Raw genomic sequence first — 25,268 nt, 5'->3', positions numbered from 1 at the left:
TGCCGTGATTCCTGTGAGTTCGATGACCGGCGCCGCCGGCGCCGGCACGCGTCGGCCGCCCTGTGCCGCTTGCGGCAGGACAGGGCGGGCCGCGCGGATTACTTCGCGGCTTCGATCAGCTCGATCGCCGCGGCCACGCCTGCGCCGTAGGCCGGATCGGCCGCCGTGCAGTGCTTGATGTGGGTTTGCTGGATATGTTTGGACACACCCTTGATGGCGCGCGCCGTGTTATCGAACAACACCTGCTGCTGCGCCGGCGACATCAGGCGGAACAGCGCGCCCACCTGCGAGAAATAGTCGTCGTCCGCGCGGTGGTTCCAGTGATCGGCCGTGCCTTCCAGCGTCAGCGGCGGCTCGCGGAAATCGGGCTGCTCGGCCCATTCGCCCTTGGTGTTCGGTTCGTAGGCGATGGTGCCGGCGTGGTTGCCGTCGGTGCGCCCGCGGCCGTCGCGGTGGTAGCTGTTGACGTACTTTGCCGCCTTCGGCGAGTTCACCGGGATCAGGTGATGATTCACGCCCAGGCGATAGCGCTCGGCGTCGCCGTACGAGAACAGGCGGCCTTGCAGCATCTTGTCCGGCGAGAACCCGATGCCGGGCACGATCGTCGACGGCGCGAATGCCGATTGCTCGACTTCGGCGAAATGATTCTCGGGGTTACGGTTCAGTTCCAGCATGCCCACTTCGATCAGCGGATAGTCCTTGTGCGGCCACACCTTGGTCAGATCGAACGGGTTGTACGGCACCTTGCTGGCATCGGATTCCGGCATGATCTGCACGCAGAACTTCCAGCGCGGGAATTCGCCGCGTTCGATCGATTCGTACAGGTCGCGCTGATGCACCTCGCGGTCCTGACCGGTGACCTCGGCCGCTTCGGCGTCGGTCAGGTTCTGGATGCCCTGCTGGGTGACGAAATGGAACTTCACCCAGAAACGCTCCATGTTGGCGTTGATGAAGCTGTAGGTATGGCTGCCAAAGCCGTGCATGTGACGCCACGTACGGGGAATGCCCCGATCGCTCATCACAATCGTGACCTGGTGCAGCGCCTCGGGGAGGCCCGTCCAGAAATCCCAGTTGTTCTCGGCGCTGCGCAAACCGGTGCGCGGATCGCGTTTGACTGCGTGGTTCAGGTCAGGGAACTTGAGCGGGTCACGCAGGAAAAACACCGGCGTGTTGTTGCCGACCATGTCCCAGTTGCCTTCCTCGGTATAGAACTTGATGGCAAAGCCGCGGATATCGCGCTCGGCATCGGCAGCGCCGCGCTCGCCGGCCACCGACGAAAAGCGCATGAAAATCTCGGTCTGCTTGCCGACCTGCGAAAACAGGTTGGCGCGCGTGTACTTGGTGATGTCATGCGTCACCGTGAACGTGCCGTATGCGCCCGACCCCTTGGCGTGCATGCGGCGCTCGGGAATCACTTCGCGGTCGAAGTGGGCAAGCTTCTCCAGAAACCAGACATCCTGCAGAAGTGCGGGGCCGCGCGGGCCGGCGGTCTGGATGTTGTTATTGTCGACGACGGGCGCGCCGAAAGCGGTCGTGAGCTTTTTCATGACAGTTCCTTGAAGCTGAAAGCGTGACACGCGGTGTCACGCATGGACGTTTGTGGGGCTGGGGCAGGCTGCCGCTTGCTGTACGGCCGGCATCCGGGTGCTTGTGGCGCCCGAGGCATCGATCGCACGCAGGAGGCCGGCGAACTGACTCACCGGCAGGAGTCGCTCTGAACTATCGCAGATGCCTTGCGACAAGTCACATCGTATTGATCAATGGGGGTGATAGGCCATAAGACCTTCGGATAGCGGATCTAAATTTCCTTTCAGTCTGCCCTGCCCGCCGTATATGACTGGGCCGCCGTGCCGCCGTGCCGACGGCGGTGCGACGATTTCCCTCTATTTCTGGCACTGTTTCCCCGGCTGGTCCCCTCCGCCGCGGGCCAGGCGTATGCCGATTTCCTGAGCCGGCCACTTACCCCCATTATCTTGCTGCGCCGATGCTGATTTTCAGGTTGTGGCCATTTCGATATCGGTTTGGACAATCGACAATGCTGTCCTAAAAATGTCGAGGCGCATGAGCCAGCCATTATGGTTTGCGCATTCGCTGAAATATTTGTTTCTGAATTGGCATTATTCCAATCGAAATCGCTAAGCGTACTGTCGTCACGCCATCTTGAGACGGTGGCCTCCGCATTTCCATAAAAATCCGCCTGGTGATAATAGGCCGCATACGGACTCACGATGACGCATATAAAACCCGCACTTCGGCACTCGGAAACGACCATGGCGCTCCGCCCGCTCTGTGCTGCCATCCTCGTCCTGTTCGCCGCTCCGGCGCAGTCGCTTACTACGATTGGCCCCAGCACGACCACAGTGACAGTTGACTCGGATAACTCGTATATCGTCCCACAGGGGACCACGATCAGCGTGACAAAAGACGCGGCCGTGGTGGTCGACGGCAAGGTGATCGGTGGCGTCGGACCGGTGCAAGTCTTCAACGATGGAGTGATTGCCACGCAGACGATTCAGGGTACGCACGCCATTATCTTCAATGTCCCGGGCGCTTTTACAAATGAAGCCACCGGGAAAGTCCTCGGCGTGACAGACGGCGTACACATGGAAGCGCGCGGGTTCAGCAGCGTCGAGAATCGGGGCGACATCAGCGCATCCGTCAGTCACGCCATTTACTTCGGCGAAAACGCCCGCGGGTCGATCGAAAACTACGGCACCCTTAATGGCGGAGCAGCCGGTGCCATTGGGTCGTCATCCGAAGGTATTCGCTTGTATAACAGGGAAGACGTCAGCGTCTTCAACCGGCAGGGGGCCGCGATTTATGCCGGCGCGGGCGATCCTAATCTTTGGGGCGCGGGCATTCGTAGTCGCGCATCGGGCACCGTGACGATCCAGAATGACGGGCTGATTTCGGCCTATGTCGGCGGCATCCTGAACGAAGGCAGTGGCTCCATGCAAATCCAAAATCGCGGCACCGGGATCATCCGGGCGGTAACCGGTCCGGGCGTGCAACTGAATCAGAGCGATTCGCTCGTCAATCGTGGCGAGATCACCAGCACCGAGAACGCAGCCATCGTGCTCAATGGCAATGACAACCGCGTGTATCTTGGCTCGGGATCGGTGCTGAGTGGCAAGGACGGGGTGGTGCTCCGAAGCGCAGGCACCGGCAATACGCTGACGCTGTTGGAAACTAACAGCGAGGCGGGCAGTATCACCGCGGACCAGGGCAAGGAACTGGCGGGGCTGATTGCCGACACGGGCAGCAACTGGGTTCTTGGCAGCAACGTCGCGCTGGCCGGCACGACGGCAGCCACGCTGGCGGTCAACGGTAACCTTACGCTGACTGGCATGGTGTCCCAATACGCCGGCGGCGGCACAACCATCAGCCCGACTGGGAGCTTGACGTTAGGCGTGGGTGGCACCTCCGGCATGGTCGACGGCGATATCGTCAATGACGGTGCGCTCGTTTTCAACCGCAGCGACGACCTGACCTTCGACAAGACCATCTCCGGCACGGGCAGCGTGACGCAGCAGGGAAGCGGGCAGCTTGTCTTTACCCGCGACCAAACTTACAGCGGCGACACCACGGTGAGCGCGGGAGCATTGATCCTGAATAATGGTGCGCAGCTGACGAACACACGGCAGGTGACTGTGGCGCAAGGCGCGACGTTCGGTGGCTATGGCGGCGCGGGCGGATCGGTCGTCAATAACGGCGTGTTGGCGGTGGCCGACGCCGCGCCCGGTTTCGAGGGCGGCCCGGCCGGAAGCTTCGTGGTGGGCGGCTCGTTGGTGAACAACGGCGAAATTCGCATGGGTAGCGTGGTGCCTGCCAGCAAGCTGATCGTGAACGGCGACTACACCGGCAACAACGGCAAGCTGACGTTATTCACAACGCTGCGCGGCGACGCTTCGCCGACAGACATGCTGGTCGTGCACGGCAACACGGCGGGCCAGACAACGATCAAGGTGAACAACGCACGCGGCACCGGCGCGCCAACGGTCAACGGCATCCGCATCGTGCAGGTGGACGGGCAATCGAATGGCGTATTTGCGCTTGATGGCCGGCTGGTGGCCGGCGCGTACGACTACCAGCTGTTCAAGGGGGGCGTGCAGACGCCCGACGATGGCGACTGGTATTTGCGCGCCCAGGGCAGCCCGGCGCCACGCCCAGAAACCGGCACCTATCTGGCCAATTGGGCGGCGGCGCAAGCGATGTTTGTGCATACCTACCGTGACCGGACCGGCTTTATCGATCCGCGCGGCGGCGACGGCAAGAACGTGGCGCCGACCAATGTCTGGGCGCGGGTGTCGGGGGGACATGCCGATGGCAATGCGGCCGGCGGCACCGTGAGCCAGTGGGCCGACTCCGCCATCGTGCAGGCCGGCATCGACGTGCTGGATCGCGTGTCGGGCAACCACCGCTGGCAGGCCGGCGTGATGGCCGGCTACGGCACGTCGACCACGCACGCCACGGCACAAAGCTATCCTGGCACCTCGCGCGGGACGGTCAATGGCGGTAGCGTGGGCATTTACGGAACCTGGCGCGGCAACGCCGTGGGCGTCGATGGTCCCTATGTCGATACATGGGCCCAGTACGGCTATTTCGACAACACCGTGCGCGGCATCGCTCTTGCGCAGGAAAGCTATTCCAGCCACGTCTGGAGTGGATCGGTCGAAGCAGGCTGGGCGTTGCCGATCGGGCGGACTTCCGACGGCGTAGTAAATATCGAGCCGCAATTGCAGCTGATCTACAGCGACTATCAAACAGGCGATCACACCGAAAGAAACGGCACGACGGTGCAAAGCCGCAACGGCGGCGGGCTGGTTACGCGCCTGGGCACGCGCCTCTTCCACGCACCGAACCCGGACGCCTCGCCGCAGTGGCTGCCGTATCTCGAACTGAACTGGTGGCACAACACCAGCCTCAATGCCATGACGTTCAATGACACGGTCGTGTCGCAGGATGGGCCGCGAAATCGTGTTGAAGTGAAGGCCGGCGCGCAAGCGCAGATCAACCAACGTTGGCGCATGTGGGGCAACATTGCTTATCAATATGGCGACGGCGGTTACGAAAGCATTACCGGATTGATGGGGGTGCGATACATCTGGTGACGTCGTCACAAGATATGACGAGCAGGGCGGCGGCACCCGCGCCTTTCGGTTGCGCCATCCGCGCGGCGGTTTTGCATTCGAACATGCGTGCGCTTGTCGCCCCAACCACCTCTACATTGGAATGATCCTGCGCCAATTTCCGTACAAATTACCCCATTCTGGCGGAAATTAAGAATTCGGCTAATGAATTGCATTGCGCTTGTTTTTATGATCGACGCGGTGCCGGCTTTAATCGTCCGGTCGATCAATAAAATACTGCGCAGGGCGTTATGGCAATCATTGATACAGACGCGGATGTATGTGTCGAAGTAGTTTTCGCAACATTTTCCAGAAAATGCGCCCTGGCGCGCTTCCGGGAGCTTTCCTATAACGGCCCGTTCCCAGGCAAGAATAATAACCGGGGTGCGCGATGAGACACAGCAAACGCCCGCTGCCGACTCCGCCATCGCCCCTGCGAGCCATCTCCTCCGCGCCACCCAGGCTGCGGCCGTTGTATGGTGCGGTACTGATGCTGTTCGCCACGTCGGCGCAGTCGCTGACCATTATCGAACCCAGTTCGACCAACGTGACGGTGTCGGGGGATACCAGTTATCGGATCAATGCCGGAACTGTCATCACAGCGCCCGGCAACTCCGTGACCGTCAATGGTACGGACGCCGTGACGCTAAGCAACGGTGGAACCCTCATCAGCACCGTTGGCGGCGCAGCGCTGCAATTCAACGTGCCCGCGACGTTTACCAACGAACTAGGTGCCAGCGTCATCGGCGTGACGTACGGCGTCAACATGAGCGGCAGCGACGCGGGTGCCAGCAACGTCGTCAATCGCGGCGATATCAGTTCATCGGTCAGTCACGCGATCTACTATGGCGGCGCGGCGAGCGGCGCGATCGATAACTACGGCACGCTGAACGGCGGCGCCGCGGGCCACGTTGGCAACACGGCCGACGGCATCCAGCTGGCAACCAGCGGCAATGTTGTCGTCACCAATCGGGCCGGCGCGTCGATCGTTTCTGGCAAGGGCGACCCGACATACGGTACCGCGGTCCTGGTCAGCCAGAGCGGCGATGCGCTGATCCAGAACGCCGGAACGATTGACGGCTACCTCGCCGGTATCCGGCACGATGGCAGCGGCACCGTTCATATCGACAACGCCGCCACGGGAACGATTCGGGCCGCGGTTGGGGCGGGCGTGCGGCTCAACGATGGCGACGCGCTGGTCAATCGCGGCGAAATCAGCAGCGCCGGCGGTGCGGCCATCCAGCTGGACGGCAACAATAACGACGTGGTGCTCGGCGCAGGGTCGGTGCTCAACGATAACGGCACGGCGGCCATCGTCAGCCACGGCGTCGGCAACACGCTGCGACTGATCGAATCGGGCAGCGAGGACGGCAATATCACCGCCTCGGCAGGCCACGGTCTGGCCGAATTGACCGCCGATGCCGGCAGTGACTGGACGCTGGGCGGCAATATCACCCTGGGCGGGGATTCCGGCGCGACGCTCGGCGTGAATGGCCGGCTCACGCTCGGCGGCACGGTGTCGCAAGACGGCGGCGGCGGCACCACCATCGGCGGCACTGGCCAGCTGACAGTGGGCCGCGGCGGCACGAGTGGCATGATCGATGGCAACATCGCCAACGCCGGTGCGCTGGTGTTCGATCGCCGCGACAGCGCCCGCTTCGACGGCGTGCTCAGCGGGTCCGGGTCACTGACGCAGGTTGGCGCGGGCACCATGACGCTGACCGCTGCCGGATCGTCGCAGGGTGCGGTGAAGGTCGAAGCGGGCACCCTCGCATTCGCGCAGGCCGGCGACTTCCGCGCCGACACGTATACCACCGGCACCAACGCGACCACCTCGATCGCGGCCGATGCGACGCTCGACGTGGCAGGCAATTTCACGCAGGCTGCTGGCTCCACGCTCTCGGTGACGCTCGGCGCCGCGGAACCCGTGATCACGGCAAATCGCGCCGCGCTTGGCGGCAGCCTGTCGGTCAGCGGTCTTTCCGCCAAGGCCCCCGAGTCCGCCAGCGCGCTGGCTGCCGAAAAGTTCCGCGTGCTGCAGACCAGCGCCGGCATATCCGGCGATTTCGACCACGTCAGCTTCAGCGAAACCAGCCCCGTCAACTACCTGACGATCGACGGCGCCAAGAGCAGCGACGACCTCGGCTACGATGTCGGCTTCGATTTGGCGTGGCGCGGCGACACGGCCAGCGGCAATGGCTTGTTTACGCTGGCCGATGCCTCCGACACGTTCGATCTCGACGTGCAACTGGCCGACCGCACTGGCAGCTTTTCCAGTGGCTGGGACGGTCGCACGTTGACCAAAAAGGGCGCAGGGACATTGGTGCTGTCGGAGGCGGCCGCCTACACGGGCGATACGATCCTCGGCGAAGGCACGATGCGCACCGACGTCGCCGACGCCGTGGCGTCCAGCGGACACGTCAGCGTGGCGAATGGCGCGACCCTCGACCTGAACGGTTTCGACCAACAGATCCAGCATCTGAACGGCGCGGGCAACATTGCGCTGGGCGGGGCGACGCTGGACCTCCGGAACACCGACGACTCCGTATTCAACGGCGCGATCAGCGGTGCGGGCACGCTGCACAAGCGCGACGCGGGATCGCTGACGCTTGGCGGCGTCAACGTTTATGACGGCGGCACCGTCATCCACGACGGCCGGCTCATCGGCACCAGCGGCGCCGCGTTCGGTTCCGGCGCGATCGACAACGGCGCCACGCTGCAGCTCGATTTTGCGTCCGATAGCACGCTCACCAATGTTCTGGGCGGCGGCGGCACGCTGGCCAAGACCGGTGCAGGCACGGCCACGCTGAACGCCGCAGGGTCGACGCAGGGCGCGGTGGCGATCAACGCGGGCGAGCTGCGGCTCGCGCAGGATGGCGCGTTCCGCACCACGGGCGACTTCACGGTGTACGCGGGCGGCACGGTGTCGCTGGCCGAGCCGTCCACGCTCGAAGTGGGCAACCGGCTGTCGGTGGACGGCACGCTGAACGTGGTGGCGCGCGCCGATGGCACCGCCATCACCGCGCAGACCGCGCACATTGGCGGCGGCGCGTCGTTCAATCTGACCGGCTATTCCGCAGCGGCGTCGGCCAGCGCATCGGAGCTGGCCGAGAAGGCGGTGACCGTGATCCACACCACCGATGCCAACGGGCTGACCGGCGGGTTCCAGACGGCCACCATCGCCGGATCGTCGAGCCCCGCCGATTTCCTGACGCTGGGCGGCACCTATACCGAGCAGGACTTCACGGTGGGACTCGGCCTGACGTGGTACGCATCGCACGGCACGTCGCCGCAGGCGGCGCACGGCGTCTTCACGCTGACCGAAGCCGATGGCGAGTTCGATATCGACGCCGTGCTGGCCGACCAGGACGCCAATCGCGCCACCGGCTGGGATGGCAAGAGCCTGACCAAGAACGGTGCGGGCACCCTGCAACTGTCCAAGCAAAACACCTATACAGGCGATACGAGGATCAACGAGGGCACGCTGCGCACCGGCGTTGTCGATGCGCTGGCGTCGAGCGCACATGTCAGCGTGGCCGATGGCGCGACGTTCGATCTCAACGGTTTCGACCAGCACGTCAACAACCTGAGCGGTGCGGGACGCATCAGCCTGGGCAGCGCCGCGCTGGATCTCGTCAATACTGGCGACACCGCATTCGACGGCACGATCGACGGCACAGGTGGTCTGCGCAAGAGCGGCGCGGGCACGCTGACGCTCGGCGGCGTCAATACCTATAGCGGTGGCACCGTGATCGACGACGGCCGCCTGATCGCGACCAGCAGCGCAGCGCTTGGCTCCGGCGCCATCGACAATGCGGGCACGCTGCAGCTCGACTTCGCCGGCAACGGTACGCTTGCCAGCGCGCTGATGGGCGCGGGCACGCTGACCAAGACCGGCGCGGGCACGGCGACGTTGAGCGGCACCGGCTCCAGCCAGGGGGCGGTGGCCGTCAATGGCGGCGAGCTGCGGCTCGCGCAGGCGGGGGCGTTTCGCACCACCGGCGACTTCACGGTCGCAGCGGGCGCAACCGCGTCGGTCGATGCGCAATCCACGCTCGATGTTGGCAACCGCCTGTCGGTCGACGGCACGCTGAACGTCGTGGCGCGCACCGATGCTCCCGCCATCACCGCGGGCTCCGCGCAACTCGGGGTCGGATCGAAATTCAATCTGGTGGGCTTTTCCGCGTCGGAGACGGCCAGCGCATCGGAACTGGCGTCGCAGGCGGTCACCGTGATCCACACCACTGGGCCCGGCGGCATCGCCGGCGCGTTCCAGACCGTGAACGTCGCCGGATCGTCCAGCCCGGCCGATTTCCTGATGATGGGCGGCACCTACACGGGACAGGACTTCGTTGCGGGCCTGGGCCTGACATGGTACGGCGCACACAGCACCGCGCCAGAACAGGCCCATGGCACCTTCACCCTGACGCAAGCCGATGGCGAGTTCGATATCGATGCGGTGCTGGCCGACCAGGATGCCAATCGCACCACCGGCTGGGATGGCCGGAGCCTGACCAAGGACGGTGCCGGCACGTTGCAGTTATCCAAGCAGAACACCTACACCGGCGCGACGTCGATTCGCGCGGGGACCCTGCGCGCCGGCGCGGACAACGTGATCGCGGCCAGCGAGCATCTCGATGTGGCCAGCGGCGCCACGTTTGACCTCAACGGCTTCGACCAGATAGCCAACAATCTGTCGGGCGCGGGCAATATCGCCCTCGGTACGGGCACGCTGACCGTCAGCAATAGCGCGGATACCGCTTTCGCCGGCCATATCGACGGCACGGGCGGATTGACCAAGACGGGCGGCGCCAGCCTGATGCTGTCGGCCGACCAGACCTATGGCGGCGAAACGATCGTCGACGCCGGCGCGCTGCTGCTGGGCCAGGGCGCGCGGCTGTCCAACACCTCGCTGGTGACGGTGGCGCAGGGCGCAACCTTCGGCGGCGATGGCGGGATCGGCGGCTCGGCGGTCAATCACGGCGTACTTGCGGTGGGAAATGCCGCGCCGGGAACGACGGCGATGGCGCCTGGCGATTTCCTGATCGGCGGCTCGCTGGTCAACGACGGCGAGATCCGCATGGCCAGCGCCACGCCGTCCAGCACGCTGACCGTGAACGGCGACTACACGGGCAACAACGGCATGCTGACACTGAACACGACGCTCGGCGGCGATGCGTCGCCCACCGATCGGCTCGTCGTGCACGGCAATACGGCAGGCCAGACCACGCTGCATGTGCGCAACGCCGGTGGCTTCGGCGGCCAGACCGTCGATGGGATCCGCGTCGTGCAGGTCGATGGTCAGTCGAACGGCGTGTTCGCGCTCGACGGCAGGCTGGTGGCGGGCGCCTATGACTACAAGCTGTACCAGGGCGGATTGCAGTCGCCAGGCGACGGCGACTGGTATCTGCGTTCGACCGAAAGCGCCGTGCCGCGCCCCGAAACCGGCGTATATCTGGCCAACCAGGGCGCGGCGCAGACGATGTTCCTGCAGACGATGCACGATCGTGCGGGCTTTGCCGATCCAGTGACTGCCGACAGCAAGGCCGCGCGGCGGCCGAACGTGTGGACGCGCGTGACGGGCGGGCGCACGCTTGGCACAGCATCGAACGGCAGCGTCGACCAGTCCGCCGATTCGGCCGTGATGCAGGCCGGCATCGATCTGCTGAACCGCACCTCTGATAACCGCCGCTTGCAGGCCGGTGTGATGGCCGGATACGGCATGGCGCGCACCCACGCCGAATCGCGCGGCTATACAGGCCCGGCCCGCGGCACCGTCAACGGCGGCAGCGCCGGGGTTTACGGTACATGGCGCGGCAACGCGGCCGGCGCCGACGGTCCCTACGTGGATGCATGGGCCCAATATGGCCACTTCGGCAATACGGTGCAAGGCACGGACGCGGGCGAGGAAAGCTACAGCAGCCGCACGCTGACGGCTTCGGTCGAGGGCGGCTGGGCGATTCCGGTCAGCTATACCGATGACGGCGACGTCCTCGTCGAGCCGCAATTGCAGCTGATCTACACGAACTACCGTGCGGACGACCACCGGGAGCGCAACGGCACGCTGGTGCAAGGCCGCAACGGCGGCGGGCTGACCACGCGGCTGGGCGTGCGGCTGTACCACGCGCCGGACCCGGATACTGCGCCGACATGGCTGCCGTATGCGGAAGTGAACTGGTGGCACAACGCCGACCAGAACGCCATCGCATTCGACAACGACCTGGTCACGCAGGGCGGTCCCGGCAACCGCGGCGAGGTCAAGGCTGGCGTGCAGGCGCAGCTAGGCAAGCGCTGGCGTGTGTGGGGAGACGTCGCGCTCCAGCGCGGCGGCGACGGCTACAAGAGCATCGCGGGCCTGCTCGGTGCGCGCTACATGTGGTGACGATGGCCCACCCGGAGCATCGCGGCATCTGACGATCGGCCCTGACACGTGCTGCCGCACCGCAGCACGTGTCGGCGCGACACTGACAGCCACGGCAGGACAGACCCGGTAGGATAGACCGCATTTGCCCGCCGTTCGGCGGCCGGTGCGCCCCCCCTCCGATCCCATCCTCGCCGGTATGCAACCGTCTACCCTGCAACGTTTTATCTTTGGCTCGATCCTGGCGCCGGTTGCGCTGCTGATCGTTTTTGGCGTCGACGCCCTGACGCCGCTCGGCGTCGCCGCGTGGCTTTTCTACCTTGTGCCGGTCTGCCTGACGCTATACAGCAACAACCCACGTCTACCGCTGATCGTCGCGATGGCGGCCACCGTGCTGATCGGCGTTGGCTACGCAGTGTCGCCGTCGGCCATGGTGCGCCCGATGCTGTCGATCATCAACCGCAGCGTCGGTGTGGCCGTGCTGTGGTTCCTGGCGGTGATTATCCATCGCTATATCGTCGCCCAGCTTTCGATGCAGCGCGTGGTGTGGCTGCAGCAGGCGCAGGTGCGCGTGCATCAGGCCATGCGCGCCCAACAATCGGCCGGCAATGTTGGTGACGCGCTGATGCGGGCGCTGGCGCAGGTGCTCGATGCGCACGTCGGCGTGGTCTATCAGGTGGAAGGCGACCATCTGCGTCGCGTGGCGGCGTGGGCGCTGGCCAACGCCGAATCCCTGCCGCACACGCTGGCGCCCGGGGACACGCTGGCGGGCCAGGCGATGGCGGACAATCGCGTGATCGCGGTGGGCGGCCTGCCCGCCAACTACCTCCAGGTGTCGTCGGCGCTGGGCCGCACAGCACCAAACGAAATCGTGGCCGCGCCGCTCACCGCCGAAGGCGAAGTGGTGGGCGTGATCGAATTGGGCTTCGTCACGACACGGCGCGACACCGCCGACGTGGTGGAACTGCTCGAACGCCTCGGCGAGTCGGTAGGGATGACGATGCGCGCCGTCGCCTTCCGCAGCCGGCTGGAAAACCTGCTGGCCGAAACCCAGCGGCAGAGCGAAGAGCTTCAGGTCCAGCAGGAAGAATTGCGCGTTTCGAACGAAGAGCTCGAAGAGCGCGGTCGTGCGCTGATGGACTCGCAGGCGCGGCTCGAATCGCAGCAGGCCGAACTGGAACAGACCAACGTCCAGCTCGAGGAACATGCGCAACGGCTGGAAACGCAGAAGCGCGAAATGCTGTCCTACCAGGCCGAGCTGGCGGCCAACGCGCGCGCGCTGGAACGCTCCAATCAGTTCAAGAGCGAATTCCTGGCGAACATGTCGCATGAGCTGCGTACGCCGCTGAACAGCGCGCTGATCCTGGCCAAGCTGCTGCAGGAGAACAAGGAACGCACGCTGACCGACGAGCAGGTGCGCTATGCCGCGACGATCCACGCCGCCAACACCGACCTGCTGAACCTGATCAACGACATCCTCGACCTGTCCAAGATCGAGGCCGGCCATCTCGTGGTGGAACCGGAGCCAGTCGAACTGGCGTCGTTCGCGCAGGTACTCGAAAGCCTGTTTGCGCCGATCGGCGAACAGAAGGGCGTGCCGTTGCGGGTCGAATTCATGCCCGGTCTGCCGGACACCATCGTCACCGACAGCCAGCGCCTGCAGCAGGTGCTCAAGAACCTGCTGTCCAACGCATTCAAGTTCACCGAGACCGGATCGGTCACGCTTGCACTGTGCGCGCAGGGCGATGACGCGGTGCGCTTTGAAGTGCGCGACACCGGCATCGGCATCCCGAAGGACAAGCAGCAGGTCATCTTCGAAGCGTTCCAGCAGGCCGACGGAACCACCAGCCGGCGCTATGGCGGCACGGGCCTCGGCTTGTCGATCTCGCGCGAATTGGCGCGTCTGCTCGGCGGCGGGATCTCGGTGGCGAGCGAGCCGGGACAGGGCAGCGTATTCTCGCTGACCGTGCCGCTCACGCTGGTGGCCGACGGCGCCACGCAGGCCGGGCTGGTGACGCCGGTCCATGCGCCAGCGCATCGGCCCGCGCCCATCGTGGCGCCGCCGCCGCGCGCCGTTCCGCCGGCTCCCGCGCCGGCGTCGGCCGATGCGGCGGAGCGCACGCAAGCCCTCCAGGCTGGCTGGCCCGCGCCGATTGTCGATGACCGCGACCGGCGCACGCGCGGCAACCGCCTGATCCTGGTGGTCGAGGACGACAACGATTTTGCCGGCATTCTCTATGACCTCGCGCACGAACTCGATTTCGACTGCATCCACGCCACCACGTCGGCGCAAGGTCTGGAAATGGCGCGCGAATACCAGCCATGCGGCATCCTGCTGGATGTGGCGTTGCCCGATCAGTCGGGCCTGACGCTGCTGGACTGGCTCAAGCGCGATCCCGCCACGCGCCACATTCCCACTCACCTGATTTCTGTCAGCGATCACGCCGAGGCGGCGCTGCACCTGGGCGCTATCGGCTACACCTTCAAGCCCAGCGAGCGCGACAGGCTGGCCGAAGTGATTCGCGGGTTGGAAGCGCGCATGAACGCCGGCCGCCGCCGCGTGTTGGTGATCGAGGACGATCCTTCGCTGCGAGAGAGCATCCGCGCGCTGCTCAAGTCGCTCGATGCGGAAATCGTCACCGCAGACGATGTAGCGGGCGCGCGCGCCGCGCTCGCGGCATCGCCGTTCGATTGCGTCGTGATGGACATGGTGCTGCCCGACGGCACCGGTCACGATCTGCTGGCGCATATGGCCGAGCGCGGCAGCGGCGTCATGCCGCCGGTGATCATCTACACCGGCCGGCAGTTATCCGCCGACGACGAACAGCGCCTGCGCCGCTATTCCAAGTCGATCATCATCAAGGGCGCGCGCTCGCCCGATCGCCTGCTCGACGAGGTCACGCTGTTCCTGCATAGCGTGGAATCGTCGTTGCCGCCGGAACACCAGCGCATGCTGCGTGCCGCGCGCAGCCGCGACGATGCCTTCGACGGCCGCAAGCTGCTGCTGGTGGAGGACGATGCGCGCAATATCTTCGCGCTGTCGAAGGTGATCGAACCGCTGGGCGCCACCGTGGAGATCGCGCGCAGCGGACGCGAAGCGCTGGACCTGCTGGAACGGGTCGACGACGTGGATCTGGTGCTGATGGACATCATGATGCCGGAGATGGACGGCATCACGGCGACGCGGCACATCCGGCAGATGCCGCAGTACGGCCGGCTGCCGATCATCGCGCTGACCGCCAAGGCCATGCCGTCCGACCGCGAGGCCTGCCTGCAGGCCGGGGCCAACGACTACATCGCCAAGCCGATCGATGTGGACAAGCTGCTTTCCCTGTGTCGCGTATGGCTTCACGCAAATTGAAACCGAAGGACGCAACATCGGATCTCGCGCTCGATGGCGACGAGCGCGCCCTGCTGCCCGATGCCGATTTCGAGATCGAAATGGAGCTGCTGCTCGAAGCCGTCTTTCGCAAGTACCAGCACGATTTCCGCCGCTATTCGCGCGCATCGGTACGGCGGCGCCTGCAGCAGGCGCTGCGCGACATGCAGCTTGGCACGCTGTCGCAGCTGCAGGACCGCATGCTGCGCGACCCCGCCGTGTTTGGCCGATTGCTGCAGTACCTGACCGTCCAGGTCAGCGAGATGTTTCGCGATCCGTCCTATTTCCGTGCGATTCGCGAGCATGTGGCGCCGGTACTGCAAACCTATCCGTCCATCAACGTGTGGGTGGCCGGTTGCAGCAGCGGCGAGGAACTGTGGTCGCTGGCGATCCTGTTCGAAGAAGAAGGGCTGGCGTCGCGCACTGTGTTCTATGCCACCGACATCAATCCGGAGGCGCTGGCCATCGCGCGTGCCGGTGTGTACGACGCGGGCCGGCTGCGCGGCTTCGGAGAAAACTACCTGGCCGCGGGCGGACGGCGCTCGCTGTCCGATTACTATCACGCGGCCTACGGCAAGGCGAAGTTTAACGGACAACTGATCCGGCAATCGGTGTTCGCCGATCACAGCCTGGCCACCGACAGCGTGTTCCAGGAAGCGCAGTTGATTTCGTGCCGCAACGTGCTGATCTACTTCGACCGGCCGCTGCAGGACCGCGCCATCGGCCTGTTTCATGACGCCTTGGCGCGCCGCGGCTTTCTGGGGCTGGGCAGCAAGGAGAGCCTGCATTTCAGCCAGCATGCGCAGGATTTCGAGGCGGTGGTGTCGCACGAGCGGCTCTACCGGAAGCTGTGACGGACGCGCCGGCATTGCATCCCGCCTGCTGCGCCGTGGTGATCGGCGCATCGGCTGGCGGCGTCGAGGCGCTCAACGCACTGCTGCCGATGTTGCCGCGGCGCTTCCGGCCTGCGGTGGTGATCGTCATGCATCTTCGGCCCACCTCGCCAAGCCTGTTGCCGGAGCTTTTTGCCGCGCGCTGCGTGTTGCCCGTACGCGAAGCCGAGGACAAGCTGCCCGTGCTGCCCGGCCACCTTTACGTGGCGCCGCCCGATTACCACCTGCTGGTGGAACGCGACCCGGACACGCCCGACGGCGTGCGGCTGGCGCTGTCGGTGGAGCCACCGGTGCGTTTTTCCAGGCCCTCGATCGACGTGCTGTTCGAATCGGCGGCGGTGGCATGGCGCGAGCGCGCGCTCGGGATTCTGCTCTCAGGCGCCAATGACGACGGTGCGCGCGGCCTGGCGGCGATCCGCGCGGCCGGTGGACAGGCCTGGGTGCAGACGCCCGCCAGCGCGGCCGTGCACACCATGCCCGAGGAAGCCATCGCACGCGGCGCGGCCGATCGCGTCATGACGCTGGACGACATCGGCCACCACCTGGCCCGCCTTATTGAATGACCTCTACCATGCAAGCACCCGCCTCCGTCAAGATCCTCGCGGTCGATGACATCGCCGCCAACCTGACCGCGCTGGACGCCGTACTGGCAAAGCCTGGGGTCGAGATCGTCCATGCCAGTTCCGGTGCGCAGGCGCTGGAATTGCTGCTGGAGCACGACTTCGGCCTGGCCATCCTGGACGTGCACATGCCCGGCATGGATGGCTTCGAGCTGGCCGAACTGATGCGCGGCAGCAAGCGCACGCGCCACATCCCCATCCTGTTCCTGACCGCCGCGGGCGAAGACAGCCAGCGCGCGTTTCGCGGCTACGCCACCGGGGCCGTCGATTTCCTCTTCAAGCCGATCGATGCGCGCGTGCTGGCCGCCAAGGTGGACGTGTTCGTGCAGTTGGCGCAACAGAAACAGCAACTGGCCGAACAACTGGAAATCGCGCAGCAACTGCTCAAGACCAACGAGATGCTGATGGCGGTGCTGGCCCATGACCTGCGCACGCCGCTGTCGGCCATCATTGCGTCCGCTTCGTTCCTGGAGCGCTTTGGCGGCGAGGAACGCTTGCGCCCCGCCACCGATCGCATCTCGCGCAGCGGCCAGCGCATGGCGCGCATGGTCGACCAGTTGCTGCACGTGGCGCGGCTGCATGGCGGCCGCGTGAGCCTGATGCCGCAACATTCGGACCTACGCGCGGTGTGCGCGGCCATCGTCGACGAATGCGAGGTGCTGCACGGCAGGTCGCGCGTGACGCTGCAGACGGTCGGCGACATGCATGCCACCATCGATCCGGTGCTGGTGGGCCAGGTGGTGCAGAACCTGGTCGGCAACGCGCTGCATCATGGCGATCCGGACGCGCCGATCGATGTCAGCGTGGACGGCACCGCGCGCGACCGCGTGGTGGTGTCGGTGACCAATGGCGGCGTGATCGATGCGGGACTGCTGCCGCATATCTTCGATGCGTTCCGCTCCGGCGCCCGCAATGCAGCGGCCGGCAGCGGCGCGTCCGAAGGGCTCGGGCTGGGACTCTACATCACCCGCGAACTGGTCACGCTGCACGACGGCACCGTCGAGGCGACATCGTCGCCGGAGCGCGGCATCACCACCTTCACCGTCACGCTGCCGCGCGAATGCTGCGCCGCGCAGCGCGCCATCCAGGCGTAAGCGCGGGCGTCGGCCATGCGGGCGTTGTCGGCGCGGCCGGGCACGCCATCAGCGCATGGCCGGGTTGGCCGATGCATGGCCGGATGCGTCGCGGGATGCGCTGCGGGGTGGGCCAGTCAGGTGTCCGGCCGCGCGGCGGCACACCCGCAAAGCGACGCAGGCGTGGCGCGGTGTGCCTGCGGGCGCAGGTTTACTGTGCGTTTTCGGGCGGCGATCCTATCCTGACAAGACAATCAACCATGCCAACGTGCAGGAGGCGACGATGCAAGCGAGGTTTGCGCGCGGCATTGCGCAGACGCCACTGACAGTGACGGCTCGGGAATATCCGCTGGCGGAGGAGGCCGCCATGCCCGAGGTCGGCGATCTGGTGAGCGTCTACAGCCAGGATCAGGAAACCGAATTCAGCGTCCGCCTGAACGCCGTGGCGGGGCCGGACCTCTGGTATGGCGTGATCTTTGCCATCAGCCGCGGGGCCGAGATGCTGGTGGTGGCGGAAGGCCTGGAGCTTGACGATGTGGTGAGCGTCCGACGTCAGGAGATCGCGTCGGTCATCAAGGCGGATCATCCTCACTAGGCCCGCACGGGCCGCATAGCGAGGCGCGCCGTCCGCGCTGCGGGCGGCGTCGGTCGTTGCCGCCACGGCCCGGCTGCGGGTATGCTGCGCCTGCACAGTCGCAGTCATCCCCAGCCGGTAGCCATTTTCATGTCTTCATCGTTCACGCCTTCGGCATCCACCCGTCAGTTCATCGCCGGCCCTGCCGGTCAGCTCGAAATCCTTGTCGATACGCCCGCCGATGCGCCGCGCGGCGTCGCGGTGGTTGCGCATCCACATCCGAGCCAGGGCGGCACCGCCGAACACAAGATTCCGCAGTTGCTGGCGCGCGCGCTGCAGGCGCACGGCTTTCTGACGCTGCGGCCCAACTATCGCGGCGTAGGAAACAGCGAGGGCAGCTATGACGACGGCAACGGCGAGACCGATGACGTGCTGGCCGTGATCGCACTGCTGCGGCGCGATCATCCCGACCTGCCGCTCGCGCTTGCCGGGTTTTCGTTCGGCGCGTTCATCCAGGCGCGTGCCGCCGCGCAACTGGGCGCGTCGGGCGTTTCGGTCGCGCATCTGATCCTGAGCGGCATGCCGGCCGGCACGCTCTCCGAGACGTTGTCCTATGACACGCCGACGGTGCCCGCGCACACCCTGGTCGTACACGGCGAAAACGACGAACGGGTCCCGCTGGCCAACGTGTTCAATTGGGCGCGGCCGCAGGAATTGCCGATCGTGGTCCTGCCCGGGGCTGGCCATTTCTTCACCGGCAAGCTGCCGGCGCTGCGGCAAGTGGTGGACGGCTATCTGTCGCGTCCCGCGCCGTAGGTCCGCGGATGGCGGGCCGTCGCGCCCGCGCATGGGAATCGCTCCGGGAGTCGCTCCAGGAACGGCCACGGGCGCCGGCTGTCGCGGCGCCCTGCCTGGCATCAGAACTGGTAGTTGATCGAGATATCGCCGGTCAGGCTTGTGGAGCGCGATGTGACCGGGCTGCTGCGGGCGTCGCCAACCAGCGCCGAGACGCCGATATCGGCCGTGGTGAACCAGTTCTTGCCGAAGAACCACATCGCCGAAACCCCGCCGCCGTATGACTTGATCCCGCCGCTGGCGCGATGCTGGGGCAGCCCGGAGCGCGCCGCCTGGTCGGCCGACACGCCGTACCAGCGACTCATGTAGGCCGAATCGGCAAATGTCATGGTGGGGCCGGCAAACCAGAAGAACTTCTCGTTACTGCCTGGCAACGGCATATAAGCGCCGATATCGCCGATCACGCCGTTGGCCCCGCCGAACTGGCGTCGCACATTGGCGCGGATCACCAGCGGAAATTCCTTGGAGACCACGTATTCGGCAAACACCTTCGATTCCAGTGCCATGCCGATATTGCCGAGTCCGCCCAGATGGTCGTGGTCGTGTTTCTCGCGGCGGCCGAAGTCATAGGTCAGCGCGATGCCCGCGCGCACATGATCGGTATGGATGACGTTCCAGCCCAGCCCTTCGCCGGTGGACAGGAATGCCACGTCGCGGTAGCGGATATCGACCACCGGGCCGGCCAGCACGTAGTACTTGCTGGTGCCTTCGTAGTACGGGCGCACACTGGCCGCCGCGCCCACGCGCACTTCCCACTTTTGCGGCTCGCCTTCGAACATCTTCTCGAGCGGTACGCCCACCGAGTACTGCCATTCGGCCAGCGGCGCGGGGGTTTGGGCGTGCGCGCGCGGCGCGCTCAGCATCGCCAGCACGGCCAACAGGATCGGCGCCAGCCAGCGCAGCAGGGCCAGGGGGCGATGGGAGGTGCGGAGTCGCTCCGGCCGATGGGCCGCGAGGACGTATTCCGGGAGGGTCGACACTTTTAATGCTCCGGTCTGTTTTCTTGTTTGCCCCAGCCGGGGCGGAATCGACATCTAACGGTACAGCAGGCTGTCTGGATGACGGCAACTTATCTTTTCATCGACGCCGCCACCCGCCAACCTCCACGGTTCCCACAACCGTGTAGGAAAGACGCCGATTTCGGTGTCGGCACAGCCTGCCTACCATCATGGAGGCGATTTCAGTCGCGTGCGTCCATTTCGTCGCCGCGCCAGTCGCGGCGCATGATCAGGAACGTGAACGATGTGGACCAGCCAATCAGGATCAGGCCCACCAGCGGCTGCACCGAAGCCAGCAGCCGCAAGGGGCCCTGCGGAACGATATCGCCGATACTTTGGGTGGTGAAGGTTTCCAGAGAGAAATAGAGATAGGCCAGCGCGCCGTGTTCGCGCATGCCCGTCAGGCGACCGATTGCCAGGATATCCGTGCCCAGCCAGTAGCCGACGCTGAACACCACGGCTTCCAGGCAGTGGGTCAGGATGATCAGCAGAATGACGCCCCCGATGTTGAATTTGCCGCTGAGCCGTTTGGGATGGAAGGCCGAGATCAGCCGTAGCGCTTCGTAGTGCAGGCCCACGCAACATACGGTCAGGGTGGCGGTGAGCCCGGTGGAAATCAGGTAATGAAGCGGCGTATCGAACATCGTCCGGATCGAATGGGCGGGAGTAGGCTGCGGTAAGCGGTAGTAATCTGCAATAAGCGGCGGTGGGCGGCAGCGACGACGAGCGGCGCAGGAGCCAGACTATACGGTCGATTATCGACTGTAAATGCGTGAAGTGTGAGGGATGGGATACAACTCATGACCGTCTGGATCTTGCCTGCCGCGGCCGATGCCATTGAAAATCCCCCTGCGCGGGCGATGCTCGCGCACCTCGATTCCGGGAGACATCAATGAGAAACGCGGACGGCGAGATGCCGTCGGGTCATACCGGCGAGAGCGTTCCGGGTTTCCTGGCCGGCGGCGGCGAGATGGCCGCGCGCATTCGTGAATTCGACTGGGCCACCACGCCGCTGGGCATGCCCGCGCAATGGCCGCAAAGTCTCAAGACGGCGCTGCGCATCATGCTCACGTCGCGCCAGCCCATCTGGATCGGCTGGGGCGACGACCTTCGCTTTTTCTACAACGATCCCTACAAGGCGATCATCGGCGGCCGGCATCCGGTGGCGCTGGGCCAGCCCACTGCGCAGGTGTGGCGCGAGATCTGGGGGGAGATCGGACCGTTGCTGGAAACCGCGATGGCCGGCGAGGAAGGCACCTTCGTCGAGCAGAAGCTCCTGATCATGGAGCGCAACGGCTATCCGGAAGAAACCTACTACACGTTTTCATACAGCCCGGTGCCGGACGACCACGGCGGCACCGGCGGCATCATCTGCGCGAATAGCGACGATACCGAGCGCGTATTGGCGGAGCGGCAACTGAACCTGCTGCGCGAACTGGCGTCCTCGGCCACCCATGCCCGCACCTGGCGCGATGCGTGCCGGCTGGCCATGGCGTCGCTGCTGGCCAATCCGCACGACCTGCCGTTTGCGCTGCTGTATCTGGACGAGCGCGGCGAGCAACGCGACCGCCAGCCGTCGGCGACGGCCCGGCAATTGACGCTGGCCGGCACCTGCGGCATCTCGCCCGACCATCCTGCGGTGCCCGCGACGCTCGATGCCGACGCCGACGCCGGCGCGTCCTGGCCAATCGCCGAGGCCATGGACGGTGGCGCGTTGACGATCGTCGACGATCTGGCGGCACGCTTTGCCGAACCGCTGCCGGGCGGCGCATGGCAATTCGCGCCGCGCCAGGCCGTCATCCTGCCGATCATGTCGTCATCGGACGTGGCGCATGCCGGTGTGCTGATCGTCGGCCTGAATCCGTGCCGGCTGTTCGATGACCAATACCGCTCGTTCCTGAACCTCGTGGCCGGACAGATCGGACAGGCGATCCATCACGCCGACGCCTACGAGGCCGAGCGCAGGCGCGCCGAGGCGCTGGCCGAAATCGACCGCGCCAAGACCACGTTCTTCTCGAATATCAGCCACGAATTTCGTACGCCGCTGACGTTGATGCTGGGGCCGCTCGAAGACATGCTGCGCCGTGGCGACCACATCGCGGAAGAGGACCGTGCGCTGATCGAAACCACGCACCGCAACGGCCTGCGGCTGCTGAAACTGGTCAATGCGCTGCTCGATTTTTCGCGTATCGAGGCGGGCCGGGTGCGCATGCACCGGCAGCCGACCGATCTTTCGGCCTTTTCGGCAGAACTGGCCTCGCTGTTCCGCTCGGCGATCGAAGCGGCCGGCATGCAACTGGTGGTCGACTGCCCGCCATTGCCGGGCGCGGTCGATGTGGACCGCGACATGTGGGAGACGGTGGTTCTGAACCTGCTGTCGAACGCATTCAAATACACCCATGCCGGCACGATCACGGTGCGCATGCGGAGCGACGACGCGGGCCGCGCCGTGCTGGAGGTGCAGGACACCGGCATCGGCATCGCCGCCGATGAAATTCCGCGCCTGTTCGAGCGCTTTCATCGCGTGGCCGGCGCGGTGGGCAGGTCGATCGAAGGCACCGGCATTGGCCTGGCGCTGGTGCAGGAACTGGTGCGCCTGCACGGCGGCGAAATCGTCGTGCAAAGCGAGCCCGGGCACGGCTCGCTGTTTCGCATCACGCTGCCCGCCAGCGCCACGCGCGCGGCCAGTGATCCGGCCTCGGTGCTGGCGGCAGCGCCGGCCAGCGGGCAGGCGCTCGCCTACGTCGAACAGGCCGTGCGGTGGAACCCGAACCACGCTGGCGATGCGCCCAATACTTCGGCCGATGCGGCGGACAGATCATCCGAGCCGTCCGCGGACGGTATCGATCCGGCAGCCAGCGTCGGGCACGGGCGCGTACTGGTGGTCGACGATAACGCCGACCTGCGCGACTACATGCGGCGCATCCTGCGGTCGGCCGGGCATCAGGTGCAGGTGGCCGCGGATGGCCAGGAGGCGCTGGAACTGGCGCGCCGACATGCGCCGGACCTGATCGTCTCGGACGTGATGATGCCGCGGCTGGACGGCTTCGGGCTGCTGCGCGAAGTGCGCGCCGACGCGGCCTTGCGCCAGACGCCGGTGCTGCTGCTGTCCGCGCGCGCGGGGCCCGAGGCGCGCGTCAGCGGGCTCGCCTCCGGCGCCGACGACTATCTCGTCAAGCCGTTCAACGCCAGCGAGCTGCTGGCGCGGGTGGGCAGCAACCTGCGACGGTCGCAACTGCGCAGCGTGGCGCAGCGCGAACTGCGTGAAATGAACGATTTGCTGGAACGCCGCGTGGCCGAGTCCGTTGCCGATCACGATCGGCTGTGGGACCTCAGCGAAGATCTGTTGATGGTGACCGGCAGCGACGGCACGATCGAGCGCGTGAGCCCGTCGTGGCAGCGGTCGCTCGGTTATGCGGCGACCGACATGCTCGGACGCACCTGCATGGCGTTCGTGCATCCCGAGGAACTGGTGCCGATGACCGAGCAGATGCTGGCGCTGCGGCGCGACGGCGGATCGGTGCGCCATGAATGCCGCATGCTGCGCCAGGACGGCCGCCCGCGCTGGGTGGCGTGGACCTTGTCGATCGATCCGGCATCGGGCCGCATTCACGGCGTGGGACGCGATGTCACCAGCGACAGGGAAGCCGCCGAAGCGCTGCGCAATGCCGATGAGGCGCTGCGTCTGGCGCAGAAGATGGAGGCCATCGGCAAGTTGACCGGCGGCGTGGCGCACGATTTCAACAACCTGCTGCAGGTGATCGGTGGCAATCTGCACTTGCTGGCGCGCGATGTGGCGGGCGATGAGCGCGCCGAGTCGCGCGTGCGTAACGCGCTGGCCGGCGTGGCGCGCGGCGCCAAGCTGTCGGCGCAGTTGCTGGCCTTCGGGCGGCGCCAGCCGCTGGCGCCCAAGGTGGTCAACCTGGGCCGCTTCGTGCGCGGACTCGACGACATGCTGCGCCGCGCGCTCGGCGACGGCGTGGAGATCGAAACCGTCGTGGCCGGCGGTCTCTGGAACACGCTGGTCGATCCGTTCCAGGTCGAAAATGCGCTGCTGAATCTGGCCATCAACGCGCGCGACGCGATGCACGGCCACGGCACGCTGACCATCGAGGCCGGCAACGCCACACTCGACGAGGTCTACGCGCGCCGCAATGCGGACGTGATTCCCGGCCAGTATGTGATGGTGGCCGTCACCGACACCGGCGCGGGCATCGCGCCCGACATCATCGATCACGTATTCGAGCCGTTTTTCACGACCAAGCCCGAAGGCCAGGGCACGGGGCTGGGGCTGAGCATGGTGTATGGCTTCGTGCGCCAGTCGGGCGGCCACGTGAAAATCTACAGCGAGGTGGGTTTCGGCACGACGGTGCGTCTGTACCTGCCGCGCGTGACCGAGTCGGAAGACCTGGAAACCGATACCGAGCCCGCGCTGGTCAGCGGCGGCACGGAGACGGTGCTGGTGGTGGAGGACGACGAGGACGTGCGCGCCACCGTGGTGGAAATGCTGTCGAGTCTTGGCTATCGCGTGTTGAAGGCGCGCGATGCCGCCGGCGCGCTGGCCATTGTCGAAAGCGGCGTGCCGGTCGATCTGCTGTTCAGCGATGTGGTCATGCCCGGCAAACTGCGCAGCACCGAGATGGCGCGCAAGGTGCGCGAACGGCTGCCCGGCATCGCCGTACTGTTCACCTCCGGCTATACCGATAACGCCATCGTCCATGCGGGACGGCTCGACGCCGGCATCGAACTGCTCAGCAAGCCCTACACGCAGGAAGCGCTGGCGCGCAAGATCCGGCAAATGCTGGCCAGCGGCGGTGCAACGCTGGAGCCCGCGCCGCTTGAAGAGGCGCCGAGCGACCGCTCGCATGCGGCTTCGGCGGGGATGGCGCCCCATGCGCGCAAAGCGTCGGACTCGGCGGTGGACGTGCCCGATGACAACGTTGCCGCGCTGGTGGCAGGCCAGCGCGTGGTCTTCGTCGAGGACGACGATCTGCTGCGCGCCAGCACAGCCGAATTGATGCGCGCTTTTGGCATCGAGGTGATCGAGGCGCGCAACGAGATCGAAGCCATGGCCGCGCTGCAATCCAACGAGACCGACCTCCTGGTCACCGATGTCGGCCTGGGCGGCGCATCGGGCGTGGACCTGGCCATCGAAGCATGTCGGCTCGTGCCGACCCTGCGCGTGGTGTTCGTCAGCGGTCACGACCTGGTGCTGACGCCAGCCCAGCGCGCCGCCCTGCCGCGCGCGGTAACCCTGCGCAAGCCCTACGCGTTGTCGGCGTTCCTCGACGTGTTGCAGGCAGACGGGGGAGCGGGTGAGGCCTAGTTTCGCGTCGACCAATCGGCTGGCGCAGTCCAGCGCCTTGTTGCTTCGGATGTGACAAAA

12 protein-coding genes are annotated in these 25,268 nt (G+C 65.8%); 9 read left to right on the top strand and 3 right to left on the bottom strand.

Annotated elements, in window-relative coordinates; translation table 11 throughout:
* Positions 1 to 98 precede the first annotated feature (98 nt).
* Positions 99 to 1,547 carry a catalase gene (locus tag AC1RKI_RS21845; RefSeq protein ID WP_061953778.1) on the bottom strand — a complete coding sequence of 483 codons (1,449 nt, stop codon included), beginning with the start codon at positions 1,545 to 1,547 and terminating at the stop codon, positions 99 to 101.
* 723 nt (positions 1,548 to 2,270) lie between these two features.
* Between AC1RKI_RS21845 and AC1RKI_RS21840 the strand changes: the two genes are divergently transcribed.
* The 8 genes from AC1RKI_RS21840 (at position 2,271) to AC1RKI_RS21805 (ending at position 18,845) form a co-directional block, all read left to right on the top strand.
* Positions 2,271 to 5,111 (top strand): autotransporter family protein, encoded by a 2,841-nt coding sequence (locus AC1RKI_RS21840; protein ID WP_150979780.1) that lies wholly within the window; start codon positions 2,271 to 2,273, stop codon positions 5,109 to 5,111.
* A gap of 508 nt (positions 5,112 to 5,619) precedes the next feature.
* Positions 5,620 to 11,511 (top strand): autotransporter outer membrane beta-barrel domain-containing protein, encoded by a 5,892-nt coding sequence (locus tag AC1RKI_RS21835; protein ID WP_492797083.1) that lies wholly within the window; start codon positions 5,620 to 5,622, stop codon positions 11,509 to 11,511.
* Positions 11,512 to 11,689: 178 nt separating this feature from the next.
* On the top strand, positions 11,690 to 14,851 hold the full coding sequence (locus tag AC1RKI_RS21830) for a response regulator (protein WP_492797081.1): 3,162 nt from the start codon (positions 11,690 to 11,692) through the stop codon (positions 14,849 to 14,851).
* 80 nt (positions 14,852 to 14,931) lie between these two features.
* A complete protein-coding gene (locus AC1RKI_RS21825) occupies positions 14,932 to 15,723 on the top strand; it encodes a CheR family methyltransferase (protein WP_061953982.1) in 792 nt (263 codons plus the stop codon).
* Complete coding sequence (locus tag AC1RKI_RS21820) at positions 15,720 to 16,325, top strand: chemotaxis protein CheB (RefSeq protein WP_227460654.1); 606 nt, start codon at positions 15,720 to 15,722, stop codon at positions 16,323 to 16,325. Before AC1RKI_RS21825 ends, AC1RKI_RS21820 begins: the two co-directional genes overlap by 4 nt.
* Positions 16,326 to 16,333: 8 nt before the next feature.
* Entirely contained in the window at positions 16,334 to 17,476 is a 1,143-nt protein-coding gene (locus AC1RKI_RS21815; protein ID WP_061953978.1) for a hybrid sensor histidine kinase/response regulator, read from the top strand.
* Between the two features lie 262 nt (positions 17,477 to 17,738).
* On the top strand, positions 17,739 to 18,050 hold the full coding sequence (locus AC1RKI_RS21810) for a hypothetical protein (RefSeq protein ID WP_061953770.1): 312 nt from the start codon (positions 17,739 to 17,741) through the stop codon (positions 18,048 to 18,050).
* Positions 18,051 to 18,179: 129 nt separating this feature from the next.
* Positions 18,180 to 18,845, top strand: coding sequence for an alpha/beta hydrolase (locus AC1RKI_RS21805; RefSeq protein WP_061953768.1), 666 nt, complete (start codon positions 18,180 to 18,182; stop codon positions 18,843 to 18,845).
* Positions 18,846 to 18,946: 101 nt separating this feature from the next.
* On the opposite strand, the gene AC1RKI_RS21800 is transcribed toward AC1RKI_RS21805, so the two are convergent.
* Both AC1RKI_RS21800 and AC1RKI_RS21795 read right to left on the bottom strand, forming a co-directional pair.
* Positions 18,947 to 19,747, bottom strand: coding sequence for a MipA/OmpV family protein (locus AC1RKI_RS21800; RefSeq protein WP_244789158.1), 801 nt, complete (start codon positions 19,745 to 19,747; stop codon positions 18,947 to 18,949).
* A 317-nt stretch (positions 19,748 to 20,064) separates the two neighbouring features.
* Positions 20,065 to 20,526, bottom strand: coding sequence for an ion channel (locus AC1RKI_RS21795; protein ID WP_061953766.1), 462 nt, complete (start codon positions 20,524 to 20,526; stop codon positions 20,065 to 20,067).
* A 248-nt stretch (positions 20,527 to 20,774) separates the two neighbouring features.
* Between AC1RKI_RS21795 and AC1RKI_RS21790 the strand changes: the two genes are divergently transcribed.
* Positions 20,775 to 25,208 (top strand): response regulator, encoded by a 4,434-nt coding sequence (locus tag AC1RKI_RS21790; protein WP_492797079.1) that lies wholly within the window; start codon positions 20,775 to 20,777, stop codon positions 25,206 to 25,208.
* Positions 25,209 to 25,268 lie beyond the last annotated feature (60 nt).

It is taken from the genome of Cupriavidus sp. GW822-FHT06G04, from assembly GCF_058799075.1.
Note: the sequence above shows the minus strand (reverse complement) of the source record. Positions and strands in the feature narration are given on the sequence as shown.

Coding starts and splice junctions, on each gene's coding strand:
- AC1RKI_RS21825 (WP_061953982.1), top strand. CDS start 14,932: ATGGAGCTGCTGCTCGAAGCCGTCTTTCGCAAGTACCAGCACGATTTC.
- AC1RKI_RS21795 (WP_061953766.1), bottom strand. CDS start 20,526: ATGTTCGATACGCCGCTTCATTACCTGATTTCCACCGGGCTCACCGCC.
- AC1RKI_RS21805 (WP_061953768.1), top strand. CDS start 18,180: ATGTCTTCATCGTTCACGCCTTCGGCATCCACCCGTCAGTTCATCGCC.
- AC1RKI_RS21830 (WP_492797081.1), top strand. CDS start 11,690: ATGCAACCGTCTACCCTGCAACGTTTTATCTTTGGCTCGATCCTGGCG.
- AC1RKI_RS21790 (WP_492797079.1), top strand. CDS start 20,775: ATGAGAAACGCGGACGGCGAGATGCCGTCGGGTCATACCGGCGAGAGC.
- AC1RKI_RS21800 (WP_244789158.1), bottom strand. CDS start 19,747: ATGCTGAGCGCGCCGCGCGCGCACGCCCAAACCCCCGCGCCGCTGGCC.
- AC1RKI_RS21810 (WP_061953770.1), top strand. CDS start 17,739: ATGCAAGCGAGGTTTGCGCGCGGCATTGCGCAGACGCCACTGACAGTG.
- AC1RKI_RS21845 (WP_061953778.1), bottom strand. CDS start 1,547: ATGAAAAAGCTCACGACCGCTTTCGGCGCGCCCGTCGTCGACAATAAC.
- AC1RKI_RS21815 (WP_061953978.1), top strand. CDS start 16,334: ATGCAAGCACCCGCCTCCGTCAAGATCCTCGCGGTCGATGACATCGCC.
- AC1RKI_RS21840 (WP_150979780.1), top strand. CDS start 2,271: ATGGCGCTCCGCCCGCTCTGTGCTGCCATCCTCGTCCTGTTCGCCGCT.
- AC1RKI_RS21835 (WP_492797083.1), top strand. CDS start 5,620: ATGCTGTTCGCCACGTCGGCGCAGTCGCTGACCATTATCGAACCCAGT.